This is a genomic window from Corynebacterium sp. 401_CJEI (genome assembly GCF_001076435.1).
GTDB lineage: Bacteria > Actinomycetota > Actinomycetes > Mycobacteriales > Mycobacteriaceae > Corynebacterium > Corynebacterium jeikeium_D.
This window is the reverse complement of sequence record NZ_JVIP01000035.1, coordinates 71,493-92,878: the sequence shown is the minus strand read 5'-3', so window position 1 is coordinate 92,878 and position 21,386 is coordinate 71,493. Positions and strand designations below refer to the sequence as shown.

Genomic DNA, 21,386 nt, shown 5'->3' with positions numbered 1-21,386 from the left:
CCAAGTTCAATGTATTGACCTTTGGGGTGGGGTGGTGTTGGGGGCAGTAATGGCACTGATTTGGGGCTTGAGCAGTCAGCCGCTCAAGCCCCAAAAAATGCCCAACTTCCGCCCCCCCCCACAACTCACCCCCAAATTTTCACTTTCCCAGAAACAATTGACCGTTTTCACACACTCGGTTAACACCGCTTCAAATGCTTAAGTCCCTAAAACGGGGTTGCATGAACTGGCGTGTTCCAATCATTATGGAATAGTGACTTCTCTCCTGTGCATCCTGTTCGTTACGGCAGCGCTTGCACCATGGACGATTAAGTGGCTCGGAACCCGCGGGTTCCTCGTACTCAGCCTCCCGCTGGCAGGCGGTGCCATCTACACCGGCACCCATCTCGTTCGCTTAGCTCTAGACAATGGCAACGGGGAAACTTCCGCACTCACGCAACCCGCCGTCACGCATTTTTCGTGGATGCCCATTATCCACTTGGATGTAAACCTGCGATTAGGTCCTATTGAATCGCTCTTCGGCACGCTGGTTTTGACCATCGGCTTTCTCGTACTGGTGTACTGCTCCGGTTACTTCATCAACCCGCCACTCGGCAAACGTCGCCGCGTAGGTTCCTTCGCAGCCCAAATGATCGCCTTCGCTGCGGCGATGTACGGCCTGGTCATCAGCGACAGCATCATGCTGATGTTCGTCTTCTGGGAAATTACCTCGGTTCTGTCCTTCCTCCTGGTGGGCTACTACGCCGAGCGCGCCTCCTCCCGTCGCGCAGCAGGCCAGGCGCTCCTGGTCACGACGCTGGGTGGCCTCATCATGCTGGTCGGTATCGTTCTGATGGGAGTGACCACCGGTTTCTGGAACTTCTCCGAACTCACCGCGCCTGGCGCTCTGACAGCGGCACAGCTGGACTCCACGGCAGTATCCACGGCCGCAATCCTGCTGGTCGTTGGTGCGCTGTCGAAGTCCGCTATCGCGCCCTTCCACTTCTGGCTACCCGGTGCAATGGCCGCCCCTACCCCGGTTTCTTCCTTCCTGCATTCGGCAGCGATGGTCAAAGCCGGTGTGTTCCTGGTTGCCCGGCTCGCGCCGACCTTCAATGACACCAACGCGTGGCAGCCAATCATCATCCCGCTCGGCCTCTTGACCATGATCATGGCCGGCTGGATGGCCCTGCGCCAGAAGGATCTCAAGCTGATTATGGCGTATGGCACTGTCAGCCAGTTGGGATTCATCATCACAGTCGCGTCGATAGGCACGCGTGCGACGATGCTGGCAGCCCTGGCACTGACGCTCGGCCATGCCATGTTCAAGGCCGCGCTGTTTATGGTCGCGGGCACAATTGACAGGCTGACTGGTACGCGCGATATCCGTGAGCTCTCTGGGCTCGGTAGAAAGTCGCCGCAGTTGCTGGTGATTTCGATTCTCGCCGCTGCATCGATGATGGGTGTGCCGCCGTTCTTCGGCTTCGTCGCCAAGGAAGCTGCGCTGGAGGCCACGCTCAATGCTGATCCGCTGCATGGGATGCCGTCGGTGTTTACCACCATTGGCCTCGTCGTGGGTTCGATTCTGACCGTAGCGTACTCGCTGTACCTGCTGCGCGCCGCGTTTGCGACCAAGTCCAGCACCCACGCCAGCGGCGGTGGCACTTCCCCTGCCGTGGCAGAGATGGATTCCCCGACGTGGGATCAGATTGGCCCGGCTTGGCTGTTGGCGCTGGCAGGTTTGGTTTTCGGCCTGGTTCCCCGCGTCCTCGACTCGATTATCTCGCCCTACCTCACCAGCGCATTCCCGAATACGGAAGCAGAAACGCACCTGGCGCTCTGGCACGGATTCACCCTTCCGCTGGCACTGACGGCCACAATTCTACTCGTGGGTGCCATCATGCATTGGCAGCGTAATCTGGTGCGTCAGCTGCAGTTTGATCAGCCGGCTCTCGGTAGTGCCGATGCGCTTTACGACGGAATCCTGGACTTGGCCCGCCGTCTTTCTCTCCGTGTCACTGCTGCGACCCAGCGTGGTTCCCTCCCGTTGAATGAAGCGGTCATTTTGCTGACCCTCATCGTGCTGTCCATCGGTGCGTTGTTGCTCGGCGAGCGCGATGAGCTGCGAATGGAACTGTGGGACTCTGCTCCGCAGGGTGCAGTTGCGCTCATCATGATTATCGCGGCGCTGGCCGCTACCCGGCAGAAGAACAGGCTTTCCGGGGTCATCCTGGTAGGCGTGACAGGCTACGGCTTGGCCATTATTTTCGCCATGTACGGCGCTCCTGACTTGGCCCTGACGCAGCTGCTGGTCGAGACGGTCTCAATGATTATTTTCGTGTTGGTGTTGCGTACGCTCTCCCCGCGGGCACCGGCATCGAACCCGAGGTGGACACGACACCGTGCTTGGTTGGCCATTGCAGTCGGTGTCACGGTTCCCGTGTTGGCCGCCTACGCCATGGGCTCCCGTCGTACTGAGCCAATCTCGGGCGACATTCCGCCGCTGGCGCACGATATTGGACACGGCCAGAATGCAGTCAACGTACTGCTTGTCGACATCCGCGCCTGGGACACCTTCGGTGAAATCACCGTGCTGGTGATGGTGGCTCTGGGGATTACCTCACTGGTCTTCCGCACGCATACCATGCATATGCGTTCAAAGATTAAGCCGCAGCGGAATCGAGCTCGCCGCACCAACCGTTGGTTGAACACTCTCGATGAGTCCGGTGAAGCCGAGCGGTTGCGCTACCCGATCATGGTGCTGGTGGCATCGCGCGTGCTCTTCCCCGCCATGATGGTGGTTTCCTTCTATCTCTTTTTTGCCGGCCATAACGATGTCGGCGGTGGCTTCGCCGGTGGTCTCGTGGCTGCGCTGGCACTGACCATGCGTTATCTCATCGGTGGTCGTCGTGAGTTGGCGGCAACTCTGCCGATTCCTAACGAGATGCTTCTCGGCGGCGGTTTGCTGGTGTCGGCACTCAGCGCGTTGTGGCCACTGTTTGTGGGGTGGGCACCGCTAACTTCTACGTATGGCTCGCGGGAAATTCCGCTGCTCGGAGATGTCACTGTTGTCTCCCCGATGCTCTTTGACCTGGGCGTATACATGATCGTGGTTAGCACGATTGTCTACATCCTCCGCAGTTTGGGCGGTGGCATCGACGCTCAGATAAACCTTCGCGCTGAGCGTGATCGTTCACGTCGTGTGAATCGAGCCGCACTCGGCCAGTCCCGCCAGCTGCGCAGCAAGTTGGCGGCGGCTAAGCCCGCAGGTGTTAAGTCCGCAGGCGCTAATCCCGCAAGCGTTAAACCTGCCGGCACTAAACCCGCAGACTCTGCCAACACAGCCACCTCAGAGGCTTCAGAACCGACAGCCCCAGCTAGGACCGAAGGAAAGGACACACACCCGTGATTCTCAATTTTGTTCTGCTAGCAACTGTCGGCACGCTGATTGCTACAGGGGTGTACCTGTTCCTCGATCGTTCGTTGACCAGGATGCTCATGGGACTGTTGCTGATGGGCAACGGTATCAACCTGCTCATCCTGCTTGGCTCTGGTTCGCCGGGACGGCCACCAATTTGGGATAGGGAATCGCTGGTCAGCGATGCTCAGGCAGACTCACTGCCCCAGGCCTTTATCCTCACCGCAATTGTTATTTCCATGGGCATGACCGCATTCCTGTTGGCTCTGCTCTATCGCCAGCACCGCTACCGCATCGGCGATCACGTGCAAGATGACCACGAGGACCGCAGCCTGGCAATGCGTCGGGCCAGCGACCCATCAGCTGCTCCGGACCACGACAAGTCCGACGATCCCACCACCGGTCGTCCCACAGAGGCCGGCGATAGCTTCGGTCCGGCCAGTTTCGAAAAGCCCGTGACCCCGCCATCAAACTCCCCAGGAGGTGACGACGATGACGACTGAGCAAATAATTCTGGCACTAATTCCGCTGCCTATCATCGTCCCCGCCGCCACCGCCGCAATTGCTCTGCTGCTGGCACGTTTTCCCAAAGCACAGCAGGCGATCGCGCTAATCTCGCTCGGCAGCCTGCTGGGAGTCGCCAGCGCCTTGGTGTATCTCATCTACGCGCACGGCGTCCACACGGTCCAGGTGGGCGGCTGGGACGCACCAATCGGCATCACGCTCGTAGCCGACAACCTCGCAGTGTTGATGATCACCGTCTCTCAGCTGGTCCTCTTTGCCGTGATGTGGTTCGGCATCGGCCAGGGTATTAGCGATGGTGACGAAGATGAGCCGATCTCCGTCTTCGTTCCGACGTACATGCTGCTCAACATGGGCGTCTCCATGGCCTTCCTGGCCGGCGATCTGTTCAACATGTACGTCGGCTTCGAGGTTCTGCTCGTAGCCTCCTACGTGTTGCTCACGCTGGGGGCATCGTCGTCACGCATTCGCGCAGGCGTGTCGTATGTGATGGTCAACATGTTGTCCTCGATGGTGTTCCTGCTGGCGATTGGCCTGGTTTATCAAGCGGTCGGCACGGTGAACTTCGCACACATTTCCCTGCGCATGGAGGACATCCCCGATGGCACCCGCACCGCGATCTTCGCAGTGCTGCTCGTCGCCTTCGCAGTGAAGGCGGCGGTGTTCCCGCTGTCGGCGTGGTTGCCAGACTCCTACCCCACCGCACCGTCGATGGTTACCGCGGTCTTCGCGGGGCTGCTGACGAAGGTGGGTGTCTACGCGATCATCCGCACGCGCAGTGTCGTTTTCCCAGACGGCAGGCTTGACGACGTCCTGATGTGGGCTGGCCTAGCGACAATGCTCATGGGCATTCTCGGTGCCATGGCCCAAAATGACATTAAACGTCTCTTGTCTTTTACGCTGGTATCCCACATCGGATACATGATCTTCGGTATTGCCGTCGGCAATACGCTGGGACTCGGCGGCGCGATTTTCTACATCGTCCACCACATTCTGGTGCAGACGGCATTGTTCCTGGTGGTCGGGCTTATCGAGCGCCAGGCGGGCTCGTCCTCCCTGCGCAGCCTCGGTAGCCTGGCCAAGACGTCGCCGCTGCTGGCGTTGCTATACCTCGTGCCCGCGCTCAACCTCGGTGGTATCCCACCGTTCTCAGGCTTCCTGGGCAAGGTCATGCTCATCGAGGCCGGCGCACAGAACGGATCCGCCACCGCATGGATTCTGGTTGCGGGATCTATCATCACCAGCCTGCTGACCCTCTACACCATGATTCTCGTCTGGTCGAAGGCCTTCTGGCGCGACCGTTCCGACGCCCCCGAGGGCGACACCGTGCTTGCGCAGCCAGCCGCGCTCCGGGAAAGGACTCAGATGGTTGCTATCGCAGAGCGTGACGACGTCGGCAAGATGCCACTCGGCATGGTGATGCCGACGGCCCTGCTGGTGATTGCCTCTGTGGGGGTTACCGTTCTGGCCGGGCCACTGTCCAATGTGGCTACCGAAGCGGCAAGCAACGTCGCGAATGTTGATGAGTACCGCGCAGCGGTCCTCGGTATCGACTCGGCCGATGACAAGGGCCTGGAGCAGCTGGAAAACCCAGGCCGCACCAAGAGCCCATGGAAGTCGGATTCAGCGACCGAACGTGCCACCAGCACGCTGGAAGGAGCAGGTGAAAGCTGATGAGTAAAGCGCGCGCCAAGGTGGCTGCAAAGCGACCACCACGTATTTCAATCCTGCTCTTCTTATTCACAGTGATTATTTGGGTCATGCTGTGGGGCGAGGTGACATTTGCCAATGTGCTCTCGGGAATCCTTGTAGCCACGTTGCTGAACCTCGCCATGCCTATCCCGCCAAACAGCGCGCTGGATATCAACTTCGGTGGCATGGTGCGACTGTTCGGTTCTTGGACAATCGACTTCGTGAAGGCCTCTATCAGTGTCGCCTGGCTGGCCATCCGACGAGATGATCCGCCACCGACTGCCATTATCAAGGTCCCCATGCGGACCAATGACGATATTTCGCTCACGACTGCAATGGCACTAATTAATCTGCAGCCGGGCGGCATCATCGTGGACATCGATAAGCGAAAAAAGACGCTGACCATGCATCTTCTCGACGCTTCGTCGACAGGCAAGGTAGCTGAACAAATCAACCAGTTGACCCGAATCGAGCGACGGGTGATTCGCGCGTTTGAGAACCGCGATGTACATGAGCAACCGACTAAGCCAGGCTCTGGCGAAGAGCAGCCGAGCAGTGCGAAAAGCGGCGAGCAAGGCGAAACGAGCAGCGAAAAAGGGGAGAAAGGAGCAGCCGATGAACCCGGAAGTTTTTAACATTCTGCTCGGCGTAGCTGCTGCAGGCTATTTCATTGCGGTGATGATTACCCTCGGGCACATGATCGCAGGACCAAACTCGCTGGACCGCCTGGTGGCGCTGGAGTCCATGACTGCAATGTTGCAGGGCATGCTCGCTGCGTTCATGGCATGGAGTTTGGACACTTCGGTGGTCTACCCAATGCTCATCATTGCGCTGCTCGGTTTCCTGTCTTCGCTGGCAGTCGCCAAGTTCCGTGTTCCGGATGACGGAAAGCAGCCCGCGAAGGGCTCCCGAAAGGGTGTGGCGAAAGCAGCCGGAAAGGTCGCCACAAAGAAAACCGCACAGAAAGCAGCGCCTAAGGCAACACCGACAGCAGCTCCGAAAACAGTGAAGGGAGAGCCCAAATGATTCTCGTGGCAGACATTATCGCCATCGCACTCATTATCACCGGAATGCTACTGTGCGTTGCAGCGTCCGTGGGATTAATACGCTTCCGCGACACCATCAGTCGCATGCACGCATCCTCCAAGCCACAAACGCTGGGGCTAATTCTGACGCTGTCGGGTTCGCTTTTGCACGTCGCCACGCACGCGTCAGCTCACACAACTACTAGTAGTGACTTGGCTCTGTTGACCCTGATTATCCTGTTTGCTCTGGGTACATCGCCAATTGTTAGTAACCGCGTTGGCCACGAGGCGTTCAAAGAGAGGCTCGTCGACGAGGACAGCCTCGCCCGCGATGACAGCCGGGAATAACGAGAGGACACTCCCCGTCAAGATTGGACCCCGACCTGGAGCGGAACCGGGTTCGACCGGGGCCGCCCAGGGGGGGCGCCTTTCTTCAGTTAGTGGCTAGGTTTATGCACCCCAAAAGTGCTATAGGCCTAGTCACTAATTTTTGTCTGGGCACACACCGCTTAACGACGGCTAGTCGTCTACTTGCTCGTGGAAATCTGCAGGCGCTATCGGATGCCCGGCGCGCAGTTCCTGCACCGCAAGATCCACGGCGGCACGCCACGGGGTGTGGCCAATGCGCTCTTCGTTCGCCCGTACGTCGTCCTCGGTAGCCATGGAAGGCAGCGCCCCGGCCGCATCCGCCACAGTGCGCTGCCGCTCGTATGCCGCGCCCATTTCCACGATGTTGTTGACGAATTCCAGTTCGGCTCGGCAACCCAGTTCGTCGGCAAGCGGGGCGAGTTGAACCACAAGTTCACGGAGTTCGTCGCGAACCCACCGCTCGTCGGTATCGCGATTGACGATGACCAGCGCGTCCATGCCGTAGCGGGCGGCGCGCCACTTGTTTTCGGCGATGTGCCAGGACTGCAGCGACGGTAGCTCCTCGCCAGCCTCCCACATGCGGTCGTAGTAAACCGTCAGACAGTGCGTCAATGCCACGATAGCGGCGAGTTCCTGCAGGTTAGAGGTAGCGTCAGCGACACGAATCTCAATGGTGCCGTACTTTGATGCCGGGCGAATGTCCAAGTGCATCGAGCCGGTGTGATTGATGACGCCGGAGCGGGACTGGTCGTGCATGTAGGACTCCCACTCGGGCCACGTGTAAATCGCCGGCGGCTGACCAGCGGTGGGAAGCTGCTGGTAGAGCAGGCTTCGGTTGGAAGCGTAACCCATGTCCTCACCGTTCCAGGCCGGTGAGGAGGCAGACAGCGCCAACATGTGCGGCAGCTTCGTTGCCAGGGCCTGAATGATCGGCCAAACGCGTTCGGAGTCCTTAATGCCAACATGGACGTGGACTCCCCAGATGATCATCTGGTTACCCCACCACTGAGTGCGGTTGATGATTTCGGAGTAGTGCCCCTTAGCGCTGACCTGCTGAGCAGTACCGCGGGCGAACGGATGCGAGCCCGATGACCACACATCCACCCCAACGCGATCAGCGGCCTCGAGAACCATGTCCAGCTGGCTTTGGAGCTCCGCTACGGCACCGGGCACGTTCGTGTGCACACCGGTGACGAGCTCTACGGTGTTGGCGAGGAACTCTCGCTGGAGCCCATGTCCGGGATGCTCCGCATCGATGATGTCGAGCACCTCGGCGGCAGCGGGGGCGGTGTCGCGCGTTCGTCGGTCAACGAACGCCACTTCCCATTCCACTCCCAGTGATGGCTGCGCCGATCCGGAAAATTGCTCAGTCATACCGCTATTTTTTCACACTAGGAGTCGTTTTCCTCAGTTGGCTCCGTCCAGGTGACGGTTTTTGCGCAGGAGGCAAGGTCACCGTTGGAATCGACAAGCGCAACTGTGGTGAAACTGTCTTCATCCACCTTGGACGGAACGTTCCAGACATCTGCATTCCGTTTGTCATCGACGTGCACTTCGCCGATGACACCCAACCCTTCGGTTGCGGGGCTGCCGATGCCACTGCAGCCAGATGCACCGCGCGCCTGCACTGTGTACTTGCCCTTATCCAAGGTAGTGAACTGACCTTTTTCGTCGGAAAGGCCCATCCATCCCTTGGCGCTCATGACCTGTACAGTTGCCAGCATTTTCATTGATCCGTCGTCGTTTGTTCGGATGAAGTTATAGGCGCTGACTCGCTCGGTCAGCTTCGGTGCAGCCGGATCTACGCTCACTGGCGCAGTGCTTGTCGACGCGCCTGCGTTCCCGTCCTTGTCGCTGCTGGATTCAACCCCCGAGCAGGACACCAACAGTGTTGCAGCACAACCCAACGCGGTGGCGACAGCAACACGACGACGCTTTACGGCGAACATAAAAACCTCACAGACCTCACTGGCTACTAGCAGAATACTAGTACCCCTTTTTCAGCCGTGATCTGTTTGAGACTGCAAAATATGCAAAAGCCCCGCGTAGGCCATGAAATGTGTGGCTTACGCGGGACTTGGAAAGCTATGGGGCTTCGCACCACGGCGGCAGGTTTTGAGACTTAGGCCGCAAACCTTAGTGAGAGACCAAAGCCTGGTGGGCCGGGAGTCTAGTGAGCCGGGTCAGTGGCGACCACGACGATTCCCGCCGGAGCGTCCCGGAGGCGGTCATCGCGAGGTGCGGCTTCCCAACCGTTGTCATGCGCGATCTGCTCAGCGGCGGCCTTTTCCTCTTCGTTCCTCGGGTCGAAGTAGACGGTGGTCTTCTCCCACACACCCATCTTCTCTTCAGGAGCATTGCCGGTCTCGCCGGCGCCCCAGCCCTGCTCGCCCATCTGCTTGGACAGGTCATCGGCGAGGCCCACGACCTCAGAGTTATTCAGGACACTGACCTTGACAGTCTTGCGGTCAATCTGGGGCGCTTCGTTGGCCTCATCCTGTGCCGGCGGATTCTCAGCGGGAGGAACCGGTTTGCCTGGCTCATTTGCCGGTGGCGGCGGCGGAACCTCGCCGTCACCATCTCCAACAGCACCATCCTTTGCCGGATCACTGCCGTTGGCCGAGTCAGCAGGCGCACCAGAGTCAACCGGAGCGGATGCCGAGGTGTCATTCTGGCCGGTGTTCTCGGCATCGTCGCCACGTGTGCTGAGTGCATAGGCACCGTAGGCGACCAGGCACACGCCGATAGCGAGCAGCACGATAGCGAGAACGCGCATGTAGCGGCCATCACCGGCACCGTCGCCGATGTCGCCGTCATCAACACCATCAGCAGCTGCGGAATTGCTAGCAGCCCCAGCGCTGGCACCGGTCGAGGCGGCGGTGGCACCAGCAGCAGCTGCACCAGCGGCGGGAGCCGCAGATTTTGGCGCTGTGTGTTGAGCATCCGACGGCTCGGAGTACGCATGGGCGCCGCCAGCGGCGGGAGCCTCCGCGTAATCGCTGTACTCATCGAAGTCGTCGAAGTCGTCATCGAGTCGATGACGGCCCGGACGCGGCGAATTCTGAGGGTTTAGTTGGTCAGACACATCCCACATCCTATATGTTCTGCCGCCGAACCGTGAAGTGAAACTTGAACCTTATGCGTCTTGGTTGTCCCGCACGGCGCGCAGCCGATGAACCAACACGGGTTCGGCCGCTTCGGCTGCCGGAGAATCGAGAAGTCGCGAAAGTACCTGGTGGTAACGGATTGTGTTGTTGCCGAAGTCCTCGGCAAAGCGACGCCGAATTGCCTCCTGCCGCGCACCGGCCATACGCGGCCCACGGCGGGCAACTTTCAGCCATTCCTTCTCAAAATCCAGCATTTTCTGCGCCAAAATGGGCTCAATGCCGCCGGTATCGCCCGCGAGTCCGGGATGCTCGGATGAGTCAGGCCGCAACTCAGTCTCAGGTTCGTGGCTGCCGCCTATGGGCTTCTTGCTCACCATTTTTCTGCACCCCGCTTTCCTTCTCAGTCGCCCTGATTTTCTATTCTGCACGACACTGCTTATGCAGATACTTAGTGAAGATACATAGTAAGGCTCAGCCACCCAGCCCTACATACCACTTCCGACATCGCCCAACGTCTCCAAGACCCCTGACATCACCAGGCGATTTAGAAAAGATGGACGCCGAGTAGAATCAGCGACATGACTATCCGTCCCATTGTGATTGCCGGAGACCCCGTTCTCCACACTCCTACCCAGCCGGTGACCGAGGACATCTCCGAGCTGCGTGAGCTCATCGAGGACATGTACGAAACCATGGACCGCGCCCACGGTGTGGGGCTGGCTGCCAACCAGGTGGGCGTCGGCAAGCGTCTGTTCGTCTACAACTGCCCCGATGATGACGACGTCTGGCACCGCGGCTGCGTCATCAATCCGGTGCTGACCACCAGTGAAATCCCGAAGACCATGCCTAACGACGACGGTTCCGATGACGAAGGCTGCCTCTCTGTACCCGGCCTGTCCTTCCCCACCAACCGCGCGGAGAAGGCTGTCGTCACCGGCCTGGATGAAAACGGCGACGAGGTCCGCATCGAGGCCACCGGTTTCCTCGCTCGCTGCATGCAGCACGAGGTCGGCCATCTGGATGGGTTCCTTTACACCGACTGTCTCACGGGCCGCTGGAAGCGCATGGCCAAGAAGGAAATCAAGCGTGCCGGTTGGACCGAGGGCGGCCTGACCTGGATGCCGGGCGTGGATCCCGATCCGTTCGGCCACGAGGATTAGATCGTGGCGGATAGGCAATTGGAGTCGTCGGCAAGCGAAAATGCAGCACAGAAGCTACCGATTTCCCGCTGGGGCGTCGGTGAAGTGGCGGTGGGACGTCGTGTCATTGTGCGGCACGCGCTGACCGATGAAGAAGCATTGGCCAGCGGCAAGAAGACTACGGACGTCATTGGGCATGTGCTCAGCATGGATCCGTTCGTCGTGCGTCCGCAGGTTCGTGCTGGCGTGCGTGCCGACGAATCCGTGGCAGCGGTGGACTTTAGCGATAAGCACATTTTGATTGTGAAGGCCCTGCCGGATCATCCGGTGCGCAATTCGGATATTCGCGCCGTGGAAACTGCGACAGCGAAGGCCTTCCCGGGTATCGCGCATGTGGTGGAGTCGGGCTGGCTGCTGCGAGCCGGCGATGGCATTACGGAGCGTTCCAACTCCGCGCTGCCGCTCGAACCCGGAGCCAGCACTCAGCCGGTGCCGTTGGAGAAGATTAAGTCGTTTTACGATTCCCACGATTTGCCGGTGCGGATTGCGATTCCGGATAGAATCGCCAAACCTGCACAGGCGCTGGTCGCGGGGCCGGAGTGGACGGTCGGGCCGGACATTGTGGTTATGACGCGCTCACTCGATGGGGATTTGCCGCCTGCTGAATTGGCAGCTGAATCGCACAGCGCCGTACAGGTGCTTGATGAGCACAGCGCCGTACAGGTGCTCGATGAGCACAGCGTCGAGCTTGCAGACGTGCAGGTGGATATCGCTGATCAACCTGACGACGACTGGCTGGGGCTCTACCATTTCCGCGGTACCACGCTGCCCGAGCATGCACTACAGCTTCTGCGCAATGAAATTGATGGCCGCATGTGCTTCGGACGCCTGCAAGTGCCTGACAACAATGCGCCTGAAGGCATACGCACGGTAGCCATTACGCGCGGCACGCTGACCGAATCGGACGACGGCCGTGTGTGGCTCGGGTTCTCCGCTGTGGAAGTCGCAGCCGATATGCGCCGCCGAGGACTTGGCACCCTACTGGGAATTCACATGATGCACTGGGGCACACAACACGGGGCAGATTCTGCATATCTGCAGGTATTGGGCTCAAATGAGGCTGGCATTGCGCTGTACCGGACACTCGGTTTTACCGAGCACCACCGGCACCGCTACGCGGAGCTGACAGGGGCTTAGGGGCCGGGGGTTACGTTTCGGCCCTGCGCTGCTCGCCCTGATTGCCCTACTTCCCGCGCTTAACCCTTTTAATCCGCTTCAGCTGCTTGCCCTGCTGCTCTTTGCTACCCATGCGATTGCCCATGCGGCGCTGCCCACGCGGCAGCTCGCGCGTCTCCGGCTTTTCCACCACACGGGTGTGGACCGAGAGTTCATGACGACCTCTCCCCAGCGGATCGCGTGAGGCAGCCATTGCAATCCAGCCGGCCAGGCCCGCAGAGACAAACCAACCGGCGACCGGAATCATCGACGGCAGAATCCAGGCATTGCGCACAAAACCATCGCGGGCTGAGACTGGCATCCCGTGTGCACCTTCGATTTTCATGCCCATGGCGTGTTTACCCGGCGACCCGTCGAAGATGGAGTCCCCCGCCACGCGGTAGAGGTAAAAACCACCGGGACCGAGGAAGAGGCTGATCAGCATCACCATTACGCCGCTGTCCGATGTCCCCACGATGCTAGTGAGAACTGCAATGGAGGCAATCAATGCAGTGTAGATGACAGAATCCACCAACAGCGCACCACCACGACGTGCCACTGAGCCATTGGCCAGATTGGGGTCAAAGCCCAGGTGTACTGCCATTTGAGCGGTCAGCGGCGCGACTTTGGGATTGGCACTGAGCTCACCGAAGGAAGACACCCCATAGCTAGCGGGGTACCCGCTTTCATAGCCGACCGGAATGTTTGCTACCGGATATGGCACTTCCTGATACGGCATTGCCGCATCGTACGCCGCATATGCGTCGTGTTCCCGATAAGCGTTCCTGCCACTACTACCCAGGTAATCCGTCGGACTGTACTCGCCGCCGTAACGGCGATCGTCCCAGTTAGCCAACCTCGAAACTCCCTTTCCTACCGGGCTTCCGCCCACCTTATCCGTTTTTGTCCGCCTATTTTGTCACTGCTTTGTTCAACGCATGAGGCCGCCGTTTCGTTCCCCTTTTACAATCGTTGATATGCGAATCTGTGTCTGGAACGTCAATTCGGCTCGAACTCGCCTCGACCGAATGGTGGAAATGCTGCGCCGGAATGACATTGATGTCCTGGCCGTCCAGGAAACCAAGTGCAAGGACGACCAATTCCCCACCGCTGCTTTTGAAGAGCTGGGATACCAAGTCGCCCACCACGGCCTGAATCAGTGGAATGGCGTTGCCATCATCTCCCGCGTCGGCCTTGAGGACATCCAGGCAGAGTTCCCCGGTCAGCCGGGTTTCAACAAGGACCCCGACGCAACTCCCGCATTGGAGGCCCGCCATATCGCCGCTACCTGCGGTGGCGTGCGCGTCCATAGCCTCTACATCCCGAACGGCCGCGACATCACCGACCCGCACTTCGAGTACAAGCTCGAATTTCTGGAGCGGCTCCGTCAGCACATCATCGCCACGCTTGACGACGACCCGGAGGCCACCTTCATGATGGGCGGCGACTTCAACATTGCCCCGACCGACGGCGATGTCTGGTCAATGGCAGCCTTCGCAGGGAAAACACACGTCACACCGCCTGAACGCGCAGCTTTCTATGCGCTGGAGCAGGCGGGCATGAAGGAAGTAACTCGCCAATTCACCCCAAACCAGTGGACCTACTGGGATTACAAGGCTGGCCGCTTTTTCAAGGATGAGGGCATGCGCATCGACTTCCAGCTCGCCTCCCCCGACCTCGCGGCAAAGGCGTCCGCCGGATTCATCGACATCGAAGAGCGTCAGGGCAAAGGCGCATCCGACCATGCTCCGGTGATTGTGGATTACGAAGTGTAGATAAACGGGCGGAAAAGCGCGTAGGCCTAGTTCCTACTAGGGGGTGTCGCTGGGGCCGTCGTAAAGCGGAGTCTTTGCTGCCAGCCCCTAAAATCAGGGGCAGAAATGGGCGATAAAGCACCCGCACAACACTTATGAGTCTAACTTTTTGTTCAATCTACAAATTTTCACCACAGAAAGTTATTTCGACGATATAAGGTGTTTATTCAGAACATCAATTCATTACGTCGGGAAGGAAGATCATGACTTCTGCACGCTCCCCTCAGCGCACCACTACCCCGGAGCCAGCGAGCGGCTTCCCCACCGCGGATGACCCAACTGAGTCCGATGAATCCCTGCGCGAAAGCGTGCAGAAGATTTCCATCGGCCTGTATGACTTCCTTGCGTCGACTCGCCGCCTCGGTGAGCGCCCGAATGCCAGGATGGACATTTCCCAGTCGGAAATGGAAGTACTGCACTTTATTTCGACCCACCCGGGCTGCGGCGTATCCGACATTGCACGCCTGCGTTTCCTGCGCCCGTCCAACGTTTCGGCAACAGTCCGCCGCCTACTCGACAACGGGCTGATTGAACGCGAGAACAATGCAAAGGATCGCCGTGCGCAGAACCTCTATGTCTCCAGCGATGGCGAGACCCTGCTGGAGCAGCTTATCGACCACTGGGGTGCGCTGGTGTACGAAATTGTGCGGACAATGTCGCAAAAGGACGTGCGTGCGCTAATTAAGGCACTGCCTTCGCTGCTGAAGCTGGCGGAGCACTCGGAAAGCTATGTTGAGGAGCACCAGCGCCGCCAGGAGCCGTTCTAAAAGCGCGCCGCTAAACCCTTCTTACTAGGTACGATGATGCTCATGGCTATTACTTTGAAGAAGGCAAAAGACGTAAAGACCGCTCCATTGGTGGCCACCGGCCTCATCGGCGGCTGGCTCACCGCTCGCGAAACAGGCATTCGCCCGCTCGGTGGCGTCATCTTGGGCGCCGCCGGCGCATATGCAGCACGCACCTGGAACGCAAAGACCGGCGCCCTGGGAGCCACTGGTCTGGTGGCCGCCTACCTCGGCGCTTTCGGCCTCTCACACCCGCTGGCTAAGAAGATTGGCGCATGGCCGTCCGTCCTGACCGTCACCGCGCTGGCTGCTGGCGCAGCAGCAGTTGCCGACTCCAAGTAGTCGACGCAGAGAGCGCCGGTAGGTGCGAAGCCGACACCTAGTCAAGGGCCTCCAGCAGTTTCTCGAGGTGCGCGCGCACCCGGGGCCACGATTCCACAAAAGGCGGCAGCAGATCGAGGCTGTCGACGTCGTCAAGCGGAACCCAGCGCAACTCTAGGGACTCCTCGTTCGGATTCGTCTCCAGCTCTTCGGCAGCTAGTGCGTAGACCGTGTGGTATTTCCAGCCGCCGGCGAGCTCGGGGCGATTCGGATCGGCTGGGAAGGGCCCGGTGGTGACCTGCGTGTCGAGGATGCGAAGCTGATGCTCCAGCAGCCCAGTTTCCTCAGCCGTTTCACGCAGCGCGGTCGCCTCAGGAGTCTCATGAGAATCACAAGCCCCACCAGGAACACCCCACGTTAGGGGGAACGATGTCCAGTCAGCTCGATACTGCATAAGCACCGTGCGCTGAGGGCTCACAATCAGCAGCCCTGCAGCTCCGAAGCGTCCCCAGCAGCGCGTACCGTTGGGGCCGGCTGCCCAACCATTTCCATCCTGAAGCATGTCTCCACCCTACGCCAGATACCCTTGTGTTTTCCGTCACAAGCCCGAGCGACTAAGATTTGCAAGGAACTAACGTTGCTCTGAGCGGAGAGATCGTCGCAGGCGACTTCGGTCACGTCGGAAGGACACGTGCACATGGGTGAAACCACTTCAAGTGCGCCTCATTCCCGTGCCCACGACAAAAACCGAAACCCATTCCACCGCAAGAATCGTGCTCCACGCCGAACTCGTTTCAGCGGTCGCACCACTCCCGGTGGCGAAAGCTTAGACATACACACTGCGGCTCAGGCGGCAAAAGAATCGAAAGATACTCCCGACACCACCCCGGCTACCGAGAGTGCGGCACCATCAACTGCTCTGGAAACTACAGAGTCCTCGGCTAATGCCCCAGCAACGGCCACAACCCCAACAGCCCTAGCAGACTCTCCGCGCGATACAGACTTGCGCGTGGATGCCCTGGAGATTGGCCCGCGCAACCGGAGATTGACACGTTTTCTCGGTGAGCGCCTCTACGACAAGCTCGGCCCGTCGGCCACGTATGTGCGCCGGTCAGCGTCATTTTTGATAACGTCGCCGGGCCGATTGACCATAGTCGCCCTCATCCTCATCGTCGCAATCCTGGCCGCCGGCCTATCCATGTGGCAAACAACCTCGCAACGCCAGCAGCAGCTCACCCGCATTTCGCAGCTGAGCGAGCCGATGGCCAATGCCTCGCAGAATCTCTATGCCTCGCTGACGATTGCCGATGCGTCGGCCAACACCGCTTTTTCCCGCGGCACGCTCAACAGCAGCCAGGACTTGGTCAGCAACTTCGACGATGTCATCGCACAAGCATCCATGTCCGCTACCCGCGCAGCTACGGGCATTGAAAACGTCGATGATCCAGAGATGAAGGATGTCGCGACTGTACAGCGACTGTTGCCGGTCTACACCGGCATGGTCGAGACAGCTCGCGCGAATGCGCGCCAGGGCAACCCCGTCAGTGTCGCGTACCTCGCCTCTGCCTCAAACTTGATGCAGGTCCAGATTCTGCCAGCTGCAAAATCGCTCTACGAACGCACCAGTACCACCACTAATGAGGAGCAGCGCGAACTATCGAAACCACCTCTTTTCTCGATGTCAGGCCTGGCAGCGGCAATTTTGATGCTGCTAATCACACAGTGGTGGCTGACTCGCCGCACCGGTCGACTATTCAACGTCGGCCTGTTTGGTGCAACCATGCTGATGGCCATCGCACTTGTCGGTGTGGGAATCGCCACCACTCAGCCGTGGCAGTCTAACTCCCTCTTCGGAGAGCAGCGCCCGGACGTTCATGCCCTAACCCAAGTACGCATTGATGCCCAGCAGCTACGCGCCAGCGAAACCCTCGGCTTAGTGCGCCGTCAGCCCGCGGATGCGGAGTCCTTCTCGCAGTCGGTGCGCACCCTGGTCGGCGAGCTGGAAAGAGTGGACGCCAACGCGCCGGACGACGATGTCAGAGCCGCCATCCACGGTATCTACAGCTGGGAGTCCGGCCACAACCTGATGATGGAGCACTTGAGTTCAGGCGACTACGCCGGTGCGGTTCGCATCGCGACCGATGTGGATAATGCCAGCTCGTCGGCGACTGCGTTCAACCAGGTCGATGAGTCGCTACAGAATTCCATCGCCGAGTCCCGCCTGACCGCCCGTGAGAACCTCGACCAATCCCGTCGCGCTATCGCGGCACTGTCCCTCGCCACGGTTACGCTGACCGTCATCGCGGCAGTTCTGGTTGTTTTCGGCTTCCGACACCGGCTTCTGGAGTACCTATGATTGTTTCGTTCTCCCCGTCGCTCCACAGTCTCGCCGGTTGGCGGCGCAGGGCCGTCCTTGGTGCACTCGCCATCGCCGGGCTCACCGTCAGTGCCTGCGCGACCGATTCGCTTGCCGACGATCCCTACTCGCGCACAATCCTGGAGGCCACCGGTGACTTCCCCCTGCCACCGGGCGCGTTCTACGACAAAGCCTCCTCGAGGAAGCCTGCGGCAGAAGCCAACACCCCAGATCTGTCCACACTCGCCCCCGATGACCAAACACCGGAAGAGCGAATCCCGGAGATTTACCAGCGCGGCCGCATCATCGTTGGTGTTGACCAATCATTGAACCTGCTCAGCTTCCGCGACTTCAGCAGCGGAGAGCTCTCGGGGTTTGAAGTATCCCTGGCACAAGAGATTGCCCGGGACATCTTTGACAATCCCGATGCTGTCGAGTTTCGGTTCGTCGACAGCAACGAACGCACTGCCGCACTCGAAGACGGCACTGTCGATGTCGTTTTGCGCACTATGACGGTCACCGATGCCCGGCGCGAAAGGGTGCTGTTCTCCACACCGTATTTGACAGCACGAGCTGGAGTTCTAGTCTCTTCGCCGGGTGGCGATGCTTCCCCCGAGGACGTCGAGGACGGTCGCATCTGTGTCTCCCGGGGATCCACTACCGAGGATTTGATTCGACGGCTCTCGCCGAACAATACGCTGCTGTTGGTCGGTAACTGGTCGGATTGCCTCATTTCACTTCAAAACAGCCAGGCAGAGATTGTCGTTGCCGATGACACCATCCTCGCTGGTATCAACGACCAAGATCCGGCTACCGCCATTGTCCAGCGGGGCTTGAACGAGGAAAGCTACGCGGCCGGTGTATCCAAGGGGAACCCAGGCCTAGTTCGCCAAATCAACGCGACCCTGGAGCGTATGGCGAGCGACGGCACCTGGCAGTCCCTCTACGACACTTGGTTCGGCCCCTTCCTGCCAAGCGGTACACAGCCATCGCCACAGTACAGCGACGACGAAGACATACTTGGAATCTCCCCCACACCGGAAGCTGCTCCAGAAGGCGAGGTGGATAACCGATGAGCGACGAAAACCAGTACTCCGAGCATGCCCAGCAAGCCCAGCATCCCCAGTACACGCCGGAGCCCCAGGAGGATGCTCACGCAGAGGCAGAGGCAGCTGCCACTCAGGCCGTCGCCTTCGACCCATTCGCCGATGAAGACGACGAACAAGAGCCCGGCACTGCCGCTGTCGCCTTCGACCCTTTTGCGGACGATGATGACGATGACGAAGAGTTCGATATCGCCGAATTGTTGGGGCGCGGGGGCTCGTCGTCAAGCGCGACGACCCAACCCGGCGCCCAGACGCCAGATCCGTCGATGGCCTCGCACCGGAAAGCGTTGGAGGACTTCCGCCGGAGGCGATCGAATGCACACCGCGGACGCACTGTCGCCGACGGCATGGTGCACCTGCCGTACATCACAACGCAGGATCCGCGCGATGCAGTAATGAGTGATGAGAAGATTCGAGCGACGAATAAGCCGGCGCCGAGCCTGAAAGCCGGCGATATCGTGGCGGATCAGTACGAGATCGTGGGCCCGATTGCCCACGGCGGGCTCGGCTGGATTTACCTGGCGATTGACCACAATGTCTCGGATCGTTGGGTCGTGCTCAAGGGCATGATGGCAGCGAAAAACGAGAAGGATTTCGCCGTAGTCCAGGCGGAACGCGAGTTCCTCGCGGAAATCTCGCATCCGGGAATTGTGAAGATTATCAACTTCATCGATGAGACGGACGCCAACAGCGCCACCGGCTTCATTGTGATGGAGTACGTCGGCGGCCCGTCGTTACGCAAGCAGCGACGGAGCTACCCAGACGGCGTCATGCCCTGTGACCTAGCGATTGGCTACATCCTGGAGCTGCTCCCCGCGCTGGATTACCTGCACTCGCGCGGCGTTGTCTACAACGATTTGAAGCCGGACAACGTGCTGCTCAGCGAAGACCACGTCACGCTTATCGACGTTGGCGCGGTCACCGGCATCGGCGCCTACGGCCATATCTACGGCACGCCCGGTTTCCAGGCGCCGGAGATTGCCACGACGGGACCAACGATTGCCAGCGATATCTACACAGTCGGCCGCACGCTGGCCTCGCTGATTCTGAAGTTGCCGGCGACCAACGGCATCTACGACCCGGGGCTACCCTCACCTGTCGAAGAGCCTCTATTCCGCCGTTTTTACTCGCTCTACCGCTTCCTACTACGCGCTTGCCACGAGAACCCGGAGGCTCGCTTCGGTTCTGCCGAAGAGATGAGTGTGCAGCTCATCGGCGTATTGCGCGAGATTCTGGCGGTGCGCGACGGCGTGCAATTCCCACAGGCGGTGTCGAATTTCTCGCCGCAGCGTTCCACGTACGGCACTAAGCACCTGGTGTTCCGCACCGACCAGCTTGTCGACGGCATCACCCGCGGCGTGGAAATCACTCCACAAGAAGTGACCTTCGCGCTGCCTGTGCCACTGATTAACCCGACAGATCCGGGTGCGCGCATCCTGAGCGCCTCGTCGTTTACGGAACCCAACGAACTAATCGAAACACTGACCAACGCGCTGTCCGAACCCGAGTATGGTTCTTCGGTGGAAATTCCGCTGGGCATCGTGCGTGCGAAACTGGACCTCGGATTAATTGATGAGGCCCGCGACAGCCTCTGCGATGTCTCTGAACGCTTGCAGCGCGATTGGCGTTACCACTGGTACGAGGGCGTGACTTATTTGCTTCTCGACCAATTCAACGATGCCCTCACCTCGTTCCACCACGTGCTGACAATGCTGCCCGGCGAGCCCGCGCCAAAGCTGGCGCTGGCCGCAACTCTCGAGTTGATTCAACAGCGCTTGGGCATCGCCAACGCATCTCTCCTCGAGCCCTCTGTCGCCCGCGCCGCCGCGAACTTGAGCAGCGCGCTGGATAATGTCGCTGCCGATACGCCCGAAATCTTCTCCCCCGCCTGGGCCAGCGAGTCCCTGTCGCCTCAGACGATTCGTTTCAACACCCTGCGTCTCTACGCCGTCGTGTGGGCGGCCAACCCGACGACGGTATCCTCCGCCTTCGGGCTAGCTCGTCAGCTGGCCTCTGAGCGCCAACACGAAATGGCTATCTCCCAGCTTGACCGCGTTCCCGGTAACTCCCGCCACCATCGCATGGCACGTTTGACGACGATTCTGATGCTCACCTCCGGGATGCCCTCCGAGTTGACCGAATCGAGAATTCGCCGTGCTGCGCGTCGCCTGGTGGAGCTACCAACAAATGAACCGCGCATGCCGCAGCTGCGCATCGCCGTGATGGCGTCCGCGCTGAACTGGTTGCGCAGCTCGAACCTCGACCATGCAGCTAGCTCCAATGGTCTTTTCGATGCGCCCTTTACCGTGGCTGGCCTGCGTGAAGGACTGGAAAAAGACTTACGGATGCTGGCGCGCTCTTCACAGTTTCCGCGACACCGCTACAACTTGGTGGATATCGCAAATCTCATTCGGCCACGAACTTGGCGTTAGCTCTGTACCAGCTCTTTACTGAACCTGGTCAAACATGCGGTTGTGGGCGTGAGCGCCAACCCAGAATTGGTGAATAAAGAGAGAATTGCCGTTCGTGGTTTAAGAT

20 protein-coding genes are annotated in these 21,386 nt (G+C 59.6%); 14 read left to right on the top strand and 6 right to left on the bottom strand.

Annotated elements, in window-relative coordinates; translation table 11 throughout:
• Positions 1-250 precede the first annotated feature (250 nt).
• The 6 genes from ADM64_RS07930 to ADM64_RS07905 are packed head-to-tail and all read left to right on the top strand — an operon-like array spanning position 251 to position 6,984.
• The gene (locus ADM64_RS07930) at positions 251-3,388 is read left to right on the top strand and encodes a Na+/H+ antiporter subunit A (protein ID WP_049193803.1); all 3,138 of its coding nucleotides are present in this window, start codon (positions 251-253) and stop codon (positions 3,386-3,388) included.
• Positions 3,385-3,900 carry a Na(+)/H(+) antiporter subunit C gene (locus ADM64_RS07925; RefSeq protein ID WP_048760372.1) on the top strand — a complete coding sequence of 172 codons (516 nt, stop codon included), beginning with the start codon at positions 3,385-3,387 and terminating at the stop codon, positions 3,898-3,900. The genes ADM64_RS07930 and ADM64_RS07925 overlap by 4 nt, the downstream gene beginning before the upstream one ends.
• Positions 3,890-5,593 carry a Na+/H+ antiporter subunit D gene (locus tag ADM64_RS07920; protein ID WP_049193797.1) on the top strand — a complete coding sequence of 568 codons (1,704 nt, stop codon included), beginning with the start codon at positions 3,890-3,892 and terminating at the stop codon, positions 5,591-5,593. Before ADM64_RS07925 ends, ADM64_RS07920 begins: the two co-directional genes overlap by 11 nt.
• Positions 5,593-6,246, top strand: a complete 654-nt coding sequence (locus ADM64_RS07915) for a Na+/H+ antiporter subunit E (RefSeq protein WP_049193796.1) — start codon at positions 5,593-5,595, stop codon at positions 6,244-6,246. The genes ADM64_RS07920 and ADM64_RS07915 overlap by 1 nt, the downstream gene beginning before the upstream one ends.
• Positions 6,227-6,637, top strand: a complete 411-nt coding sequence (locus ADM64_RS07910) for a monovalent cation/H+ antiporter complex subunit F (protein WP_049193795.1) — start codon at positions 6,227-6,229, stop codon at positions 6,635-6,637. Before ADM64_RS07915 ends, ADM64_RS07910 begins: the two co-directional genes overlap by 20 nt.
• Positions 6,634-6,984, top strand: coding sequence for a monovalent cation/H(+) antiporter subunit G (locus ADM64_RS07905; RefSeq protein ID WP_038626688.1), 351 nt, complete (start codon positions 6,634-6,636; stop codon positions 6,982-6,984). Before ADM64_RS07910 ends, ADM64_RS07905 begins: the two co-directional genes overlap by 4 nt.
• Before the next feature lie 171 nt (positions 6,985-7,155).
• On the opposite strand, the gene ADM64_RS07900 is transcribed toward ADM64_RS07905, so the two are convergent.
• The 4 genes from ADM64_RS07900 to ADM64_RS07885 all read right to left on the bottom strand — a co-directional run bounded on the left by ADM64_RS07900 (position 7,156) and on the right by ADM64_RS07885 (position 10,489).
• Positions 7,156-8,379, bottom strand: a complete 1,224-nt coding sequence (locus ADM64_RS07900; protein ID WP_049193794.1) for a glutamate--cysteine ligase — start codon at positions 8,377-8,379, stop codon at positions 7,156-7,158.
• Between the two features lie 17 nt (positions 8,380-8,396).
• Complete coding sequence (locus ADM64_RS07895) at positions 8,397-8,954, bottom strand: hypothetical protein (protein ID WP_049169906.1); 558 nt, start codon at positions 8,952-8,954, stop codon at positions 8,397-8,399.
• A 221-nt stretch (positions 8,955-9,175) separates the two neighbouring features.
• The gene (locus ADM64_RS07890) at positions 9,176-10,099 is read right to left on the bottom strand and encodes a LytR C-terminal domain-containing protein (protein WP_222865186.1); all 924 of its coding nucleotides are present in this window, start codon (positions 10,097-10,099) and stop codon (positions 9,176-9,178) included.
• 42 nt (positions 10,100-10,141) lie between these two features.
• Positions 10,142-10,489 (bottom strand): DUF3263 domain-containing protein, encoded by a 348-nt coding sequence (locus tag ADM64_RS07885; protein ID WP_016421513.1) that lies wholly within the window; start codon positions 10,487-10,489, stop codon positions 10,142-10,144.
• 201 nt (positions 10,490-10,690) lie between these two features.
• On the opposite strand from ADM64_RS07885, the gene ADM64_RS07880 reads away from it, so the two are divergent.
• Together ADM64_RS07880 and ADM64_RS07875 are read left to right on the top strand one after the other, a co-directional pair.
• Positions 10,691-11,272, top strand: a complete 582-nt coding sequence (locus ADM64_RS07880; RefSeq protein ID WP_049193793.1) for a peptide deformylase — start codon at positions 10,691-10,693, stop codon at positions 11,270-11,272.
• A gap of 3 nt (positions 11,273-11,275) precedes the next feature.
• Entirely contained in the window at positions 11,276-12,448 is a 1,173-nt protein-coding gene (locus ADM64_RS07875; protein WP_049193790.1) for an N-acetylglutamate synthase, CG3035 family, read from the top strand.
• 46 nt (positions 12,449-12,494) lie between these two features.
• Here ADM64_RS07875 and ADM64_RS07870 read toward each other — a convergent pair whose 3' ends face one another.
• Positions 12,495-13,322: an RDD family protein gene (locus tag ADM64_RS07870; RefSeq protein WP_222865185.1), complete on the bottom strand. Its 828-nt coding sequence runs from the start codon at positions 13,320-13,322 to the stop codon at positions 12,495-12,497.
• A 121-nt stretch (positions 13,323-13,443) separates the two neighbouring features.
• Here ADM64_RS07870 and ADM64_RS07865 point away from each other — a divergent pair, with 121 nt between their 5' ends.
• From ADM64_RS07865 to ADM64_RS07855, 3 genes are all read left to right on the top strand, one after another.
• Positions 13,444-14,241: an exodeoxyribonuclease III gene (locus ADM64_RS07865; RefSeq protein ID WP_038626705.1), complete on the top strand. Its 798-nt coding sequence runs from the start codon at positions 13,444-13,446 to the stop codon at positions 14,239-14,241.
• A 242-nt stretch (positions 14,242-14,483) separates the two neighbouring features.
• A complete protein-coding gene (locus tag ADM64_RS07860; protein WP_049193787.1) occupies positions 14,484-15,047 on the top strand; it encodes a MarR family winged helix-turn-helix transcriptional regulator in 564 nt (187 codons plus the stop codon).
• Positions 15,048-15,089: 42 nt separating this feature from the next.
• The gene (locus tag ADM64_RS07855; protein ID WP_172620224.1) at positions 15,090-15,407 is read left to right on the top strand and encodes a hypothetical protein; all 318 of its coding nucleotides are present in this window, start codon (positions 15,090-15,092) and stop codon (positions 15,405-15,407) included.
• A 37-nt stretch (positions 15,408-15,444) separates the two neighbouring features.
• On the opposite strand, the gene ADM64_RS07850 is transcribed toward ADM64_RS07855, so the two are convergent.
• Complete coding sequence (locus ADM64_RS07850) at positions 15,445-15,948, bottom strand: NUDIX domain-containing protein (protein ID WP_049193786.1); 504 nt, start codon at positions 15,946-15,948, stop codon at positions 15,445-15,447.
• A 135-nt stretch (positions 15,949-16,083) separates the two neighbouring features.
• Here ADM64_RS07850 and ADM64_RS07845 point away from each other — a divergent pair, with 135 nt between their 5' ends.
• The 3 genes from ADM64_RS07845 to ADM64_RS07835 are packed head-to-tail and all read left to right on the top strand — an operon-like array spanning position 16,084 to position 21,280.
• A complete protein-coding gene (locus tag ADM64_RS07845) occupies positions 16,084-17,742 on the top strand; it encodes a hypothetical protein (protein ID WP_049193785.1) in 1,659 nt (552 codons plus the stop codon).
• Positions 17,739-18,818 (top strand): glutamate ABC transporter substrate-binding protein, encoded by a 1,080-nt coding sequence (locus ADM64_RS07840; protein WP_049193784.1) that lies wholly within the window; start codon positions 17,739-17,741, stop codon positions 18,816-18,818. The genes ADM64_RS07845 and ADM64_RS07840 overlap by 4 nt, the downstream gene beginning before the upstream one ends.
• Entirely contained in the window at positions 18,815-21,280 is a 2,466-nt protein-coding gene (locus ADM64_RS07835) for a serine/threonine protein kinase (protein ID WP_049193783.1), read from the top strand. The genes ADM64_RS07840 and ADM64_RS07835 overlap by 4 nt, the downstream gene beginning before the upstream one ends.
• The last annotated feature ends 106 nt before the right edge of the window (positions 21,281-21,386 follow it).

What these genes read in the sequence shown, in the direction of transcription:
- ADM64_RS07920 (WP_049193797.1), top strand. Translation starts at nt 3,890, where the DNA reads ATGACGACTGAGCAAATAATTCTGGCACTAATTCCGCTGCCTATCATC.
- ADM64_RS07915 (WP_049193796.1), top strand. Translation starts at nt 5,593, where the DNA reads ATGAGTAAAGCGCGCGCCAAGGTGGCTGCAAAGCGACCACCACGTATT.
- ADM64_RS07910 (WP_049193795.1), top strand. Translation starts at nt 6,227, where the DNA reads ATGAACCCGGAAGTTTTTAACATTCTGCTCGGCGTAGCTGCTGCAGGC.
- ADM64_RS07905 (WP_038626688.1), top strand. Translation starts at nt 6,634, where the DNA reads ATGATTCTCGTGGCAGACATTATCGCCATCGCACTCATTATCACCGGA.
- ADM64_RS07900 (WP_049193794.1), bottom strand. Translation starts at nt 8,379, where the DNA reads ATGACTGAGCAATTTTCCGGATCGGCGCAGCCATCACTGGGAGTGGAA.
- ADM64_RS07895 (WP_049169906.1), bottom strand. Translation starts at nt 8,954, where the DNA reads ATGTTCGCCGTAAAGCGTCGTCGTGTTGCTGTCGCCACCGCGTTGGGT.
- ADM64_RS07890 (WP_222865186.1), bottom strand. Translation starts at nt 10,099, where the DNA reads ATGTGGGATGTGTCTGACCAACTAAACCCTCAGAATTCGCCGCGTCCG.
- ADM64_RS07885 (WP_016421513.1), bottom strand. Translation starts at nt 10,489, where the DNA reads ATGGTGAGCAAGAAGCCCATAGGCGGCAGCCACGAACCTGAGACTGAG.
- ADM64_RS07880 (WP_049193793.1), top strand. Translation starts at nt 10,691, where the DNA reads ATGACTATCCGTCCCATTGTGATTGCCGGAGACCCCGTTCTCCACACT.
- ADM64_RS07865 (WP_038626705.1), top strand. Translation starts at nt 13,444, where the DNA reads ATGCGAATCTGTGTCTGGAACGTCAATTCGGCTCGAACTCGCCTCGAC.
- ADM64_RS07860 (WP_049193787.1), top strand. Translation starts at nt 14,484, where the DNA reads ATGACTTCTGCACGCTCCCCTCAGCGCACCACTACCCCGGAGCCAGCG.
- ADM64_RS07855 (WP_172620224.1), top strand. Translation starts at nt 15,090, where the DNA reads ATGGCTATTACTTTGAAGAAGGCAAAAGACGTAAAGACCGCTCCATTG.
- ADM64_RS07850 (WP_049193786.1), bottom strand. Translation starts at nt 15,948, where the DNA reads ATGCTTCAGGATGGAAATGGTTGGGCAGCCGGCCCCAACGGTACGCGC.
- ADM64_RS07845 (WP_049193785.1), top strand. Translation starts at nt 16,084, where the DNA reads ATGGGTGAAACCACTTCAAGTGCGCCTCATTCCCGTGCCCACGACAAA.
- ADM64_RS07840 (WP_049193784.1), top strand. Translation starts at nt 17,739, where the DNA reads ATGATTGTTTCGTTCTCCCCGTCGCTCCACAGTCTCGCCGGTTGGCGG.
- ADM64_RS07835 (WP_049193783.1), top strand. Translation starts at nt 18,815, where the DNA reads ATGAGCGACGAAAACCAGTACTCCGAGCATGCCCAGCAAGCCCAGCAT.